The sequence below is a fragment of the Flectobacillus sp. genome, from assembly GCF_049240685.1.
GTDB lineage: Bacteria > Bacteroidota > Bacteroidia > Cytophagales > Spirosomataceae > Flectobacillus.
On the sequence record NZ_JBMLSD010000401.1, the window covers coordinates 4,268 to 8,335 of the forward strand.

6 protein-coding genes are annotated in these 4,068 nt (G+C 36.9%); all 6 read right to left on the reverse strand.

All coding sequences use genetic code 11. The features are described 5' to 3' along the window. Positions 1–1,295, reverse strand: a 1,295-nt coding sequence (locus ACOVQ4_RS18380) for a M56 family metallopeptidase (RefSeq protein ID WP_421822075.1), incomplete at its 3' end; no start/stop codon positions are given. A 2-nt stretch (positions 1,296–1,297) separates the two neighbouring features. Continuing rightward, positions 1,298–1,669 carry a BlaI/MecI/CopY family transcriptional regulator gene (locus ACOVQ4_RS18385; RefSeq protein WP_095163991.1) on the reverse strand — a complete coding sequence of 124 codons (372 nt, stop codon included), beginning with the start codon at positions 1,667–1,669 and terminating at the stop codon, positions 1,298–1,300. Positions 1,670–1,904: 235 nt separating this feature from the next. After that, entirely contained in the window at positions 1,905–2,408 is a 504-nt protein-coding gene (locus ACOVQ4_RS18390) for a DinB family protein (RefSeq protein WP_421822076.1), read from the reverse strand. A 167-nt stretch (positions 2,409–2,575) separates the two neighbouring features. After that, a complete protein-coding gene (locus ACOVQ4_RS18395) occupies positions 2,576–3,130 on the reverse strand; it encodes a C40 family peptidase (protein WP_421822077.1) in 555 nt (184 codons plus the stop codon). Between the two features lie 176 nt (positions 3,131–3,306). Then, on the reverse strand, positions 3,307–3,648 hold the full coding sequence (locus ACOVQ4_RS18400) for a n-acetylglutamate synthase (RefSeq protein ID WP_421822078.1): 342 nt from the start codon (positions 3,646–3,648) through the stop codon (positions 3,307–3,309). A gap of 46 nt (positions 3,649–3,694) precedes the next feature. Then, a complete protein-coding gene (locus tag ACOVQ4_RS18405) occupies positions 3,695–3,886 on the reverse strand; it encodes a helix-turn-helix domain-containing protein (protein ID WP_421822079.1) in 192 nt (63 codons plus the stop codon). Between the last annotated feature and the right edge of the window lie 182 nt (positions 3,887–4,068).

Here is a 4,068-nt window from a genome sequence, read left to right on the forward strand (position 1 = left end):
GGATCCATTTTCTTTTGTAACTTCTCAATTTCTTGCTCGTGCATCGCTACTTTTAAACTATCAGGATCACTATAATCATTCTGAATCGTAAACAGTTGAGATAATTTATTTTCTTCTGGTTCTTCTACCGCAGGAGAGATACGCTTGCTATCTTCGATATTCGTAGACGTTTCATTTTCTGAAGAAAGAATTTCTTTAGAAGTCTGAGCTAAGGTTTGTATCGACTTGTTAAATAATTTGCTTGCCTGAGCTTTTACTTGCGTAAAATTGAGACAGCAAAATGCTAACGCTAACACAACTACCGAACTAATGATACCCACTGGGTTGGTAGTTTCTTTTTGTTGCACACCCAAAATACGTTGGATGCGACCCAATAATTGAGGTTTATTGCCTGAAAAAGCCATAGTCAATGATGTTTTTGATTGTTGTCTAAAGGTTTCTACAAACGTCAGGGCTTTTGCCAAATACAATTTATTTTGACAAATCTCCAACGCCCAATCATCGCAACAGTCTTCACGGTCTTGGCGAATAGATTCACCAATAACCCAAACCAAAGGATGATAGAAAAATAGAATCTCGATCATTGACTGGATAATATTGATAAGATAATCGTGGCGCTTGATGTGCGCTAATTCATGTGCAAAAATCGCTTTAATTTCTCCCTGACTCAAACCTGTTAGAAGCCCAATCGGTACAAGTACCAATGGTTTCAAATAACCTATCGTAAGTGGTGATTCTATTAACTGAGATTCACGTATTTCGACGGTTCGAGAAATATCAAATTGATTAAGAAGTTGTTTAAAGAGGTTTTCAGTGTCGGTTTCTACCAGATTTGTACATTGCCAGCGCAATTTTTGCACATAAAAATAGCCTCCAATGAGTCTTATGGTCATAATGGACATGCCAAGAATCCACAACATTACCAGCCAATCGAGATGTAAATTAAGCCAAATAGCCGTTTGCTCCCATACAGAATTCAAAGCTAATGGCGCTTGATTGATAGGTTCAGAGGTTGAAAGAGTATGAGAGATGGAAGAATTTTGTACCGAGAAAGCCATCGCTTTTGTAGAAGCCTCCTTAGGATAATTTTTCCAAAAAGTGATACCAGAAACCAAAAATTGCACCAACAATACACCAATTCCAGTCCAATAACGCAGAGAAGCATTTTGGCGAAAGAAAGAACCAATGAATTTATAAAGAAAAAAGAATAGGCTTAGCTGCCATAGCGAATGCACCAAGGTCCATGCCAAGGCATAAATCGTTTGTGGTGACAAAGGAGATTCAAAGTATTGCATGGCTAATTGTTTTGTTCAAGTTGTGCAATGAGTTTCTTGATTTCGTCGAGCTCTTCTGCCGAAGATTGATGATTTCCTAAAGCTTGCATCACTAGCTTCATCGCTGAACCTTTGAAAGCAGTATCCACGAAAATATCAAGTAGCTGTTGTTGGGTTTCATCTTCGCTAACTGCTGCTTGATATAAATGATAACGACCTTCTTCAGTACGTGTGACCAGCTTTTTCTCAAACATAATTTGCATCAGTTTGAGCGTGGTGGTATATCCTATCTCTCGCTTTTTGTTGAGTTCGTCGTTCACTTGTCTTACAGTCGCTTGGCCTAGCGCCCATAGTACTTGTAAAATTTCTAATTCTGATTCTGTTGGCTTTATCATGATAAAAAAGTTTACTACGAAATATTTCGTAACAAAGATACTACGAAAAGATTCGTAATTGCAAATTTATCTACGAAAATTTTCGTAGATAATCATAAATAATTGAATTTCAAATACTTATACAATTTCATTTAACCATAATTATGATTACAGTTTCAAACTGTAATAAAAAAAGTCCAAGACTAAGTCTTGAACTAGTGAATGCTTAGCGCCTAACGCCTATTGCCTGTTACGCTTATACCAACTGTTTGGCAGTCACATACAATTGACCAAAATGACGAGTGGTATGCTCAGCTGCGTGGAAAATCAGACCTATTATATTCGTAGGAATTTGTTTGCGACCGATACCTCTGGGTTGTAATAAGTCTGCTTCGGAAAGCTGTTTGAGATAGGATATATATTTTTCTACTTGTAAATCAAATCGAGCTAGAAAGGTAGCAACTGTTTGATTTTCTTGCGGAGCTACTTTTTCAAGACTTAATAAATCAAATTGCTCTGGGGATAAAGTATTGCCTTCGGCATAGGTTTGTAATCTATCCAAAACCCCTGAAAGGTGTTGTAAATGAAAACCAACCGATGCTACACCATGAGGTTTTTCCCAAAGTAAATCATCAGAAAAGTCTTTCAACAATTCATGTAATTCTTCCTGAACTTGTAACACAGCATGGGCTGCGGGTTGTAATAAAGCAGGGACACCATCAATAGGTCCTCGCATCCAAACTTCTAAGGGAGCAGACATTTTTAAATTGAAGATTTGTTTGAATTTGAAAATTTGGGGATTTGAAAATTTGAAATACTATATTTCAGTTTAAAACTGTAAAAAAATAAGTCCAAGACCTAGTCTTGAACTTGTGATGACGTTTTGGGTTAATTTATATTCTACAATCCAACATCCGCAATCTCAAATCAGAAGGGTCTTCTGGCGGTGGCATAGCACCCCATCCAATAGGCAGAAATAAGGTTATCTTCGCGAACGCCTTTTGAGGTTGATGCATGAATAAAATAGATTTCTTTGGGCCCACGAATTTCGGTAATCATCCCAGAATGATTTACTTCTGCAACATTTCCTTTATTGGTTACAAAAAATACTAAATCACCCGGTCGCAACTCGTCCAAATCTTTCACTTCTTTTCCATAGCCTGATTGCTGAACAGCCCTTCTTGGAATATTTACGCCCATTTCTTTGAAAGTGGCAAACAACAACCCCGAACAATCCATCCCTTTCGAATCAATACCACCTGGACGATACGGAACTCCCAAATACTGCCTTGATGCGTCAATTAACCTCCTGACTTCTTTTGATGAAATTACCACAGGTCTGCTCGGACTTGTAGGTCTCTTGGTGGTAGTCGTGGTTTTAGTAGCTTCTTTTTTACGAAAAAGTGCGCAAGAATCTAATAAAATTGGAAGTATTGCTAACAATAAGAGCTTGGCATAAATGGATGTGGTAGTCGTTTTCATGAGATTGGTAAGGATTTAATCTGGGTAAATTTTTCTTAAAGCAATTTACAAAATTCCCCAATTTCACCAAGCGTAATTCCACCACAAGTGCATGGTATTTTAACATTCGGTAAGTCTGGTTGAGTTTCTAACGACAAGCCTGCTTCAAATCTTATATTTGGCAATTTATTACTTGATTATGGTAACTCTTCAATTATTGACTCACCTTTGGAGCAGTCTCCAGAAGTCCATTCCCAAACCTCGTATAATCGTATCCGTCCATCAGGTAATATTTCTGGAGTAGAGATACATTTTCCCGTCATCAGCTCACCCAAATTATTGACTTGATGATAACGCATATCGATTTTCCCTGATTCGTCGACCAGTCCAATCAAATGCCCTTTGGTTATTTTTCCTCCAGCATATTCTGAGGTCAATATATTTCCCTCTTGATGGTAATAAAAAATAGTTTCTGCGGAAGTTTCTCCATTTTCGGTATTGCTAATGGGTGCAAACTTTTTATTATGGTAGTTAATCATTGCATATATTTTGGTTGAGAGGCAAAATTAACAATGATTTCCTATTTTATTCAATAAGGTCCGCAGGATGAATATTTAAGACCCTAATCAATTTATTAACCTCATCGATAGTTGGGCTTCGTTCACCTTTCTCTATACGCGAAATTGTAGATTGTGGAATGCCTGTCAGGTGTGAAATGTAACTTTGTTTGAGGCCAAGAGCTAGGCGAGTTTGACGAAGTTTTTTTAGGTTGAACATACATGGTAAGATTTAGAAACTAGACGATAAAGTAAAATAATAGGTTACTTACGCATAAAAAATACAATAAACGTTTTAGTATTGTGTAAATATAAAAATAAATTTTATTCAAATACGCATAAAGATTCGCAAAAAAACAGAGAATTCAATTTGTCTAATTGATATCTTTAGGTCTTTGACGC

Excerpts from the sequence above, each read along its gene's own strand:
- ACOVQ4_RS18385 (WP_095163991.1), bottom strand. The coding sequence starts at position 1,669 with ATGATAAAGCCAACAGAATCAGAATTAGAAATTTTACAAGTACTATGG.
- ACOVQ4_RS18390 (WP_421822076.1), bottom strand. The coding sequence starts at position 2,408 with ATGTCTGCTCCCTTAGAAGTTTGGATGCGAGGACCTATTGATGGTGTC.
- ACOVQ4_RS18395 (WP_421822077.1), bottom strand. The coding sequence starts at position 3,130 with ATGAAAACGACTACCACATCCATTTATGCCAAGCTCTTATTGTTAGCA.
- ACOVQ4_RS18400 (WP_421822078.1), bottom strand. The coding sequence starts at position 3,648 with ATGATTAACTACCATAATAAAAAGTTTGCACCCATTAGCAATACCGAA.
- ACOVQ4_RS18405 (WP_421822079.1), bottom strand. The coding sequence starts at position 3,886 with ATGTTCAACCTAAAAAAACTTCGTCAAACTCGCCTAGCTCTTGGCCTC.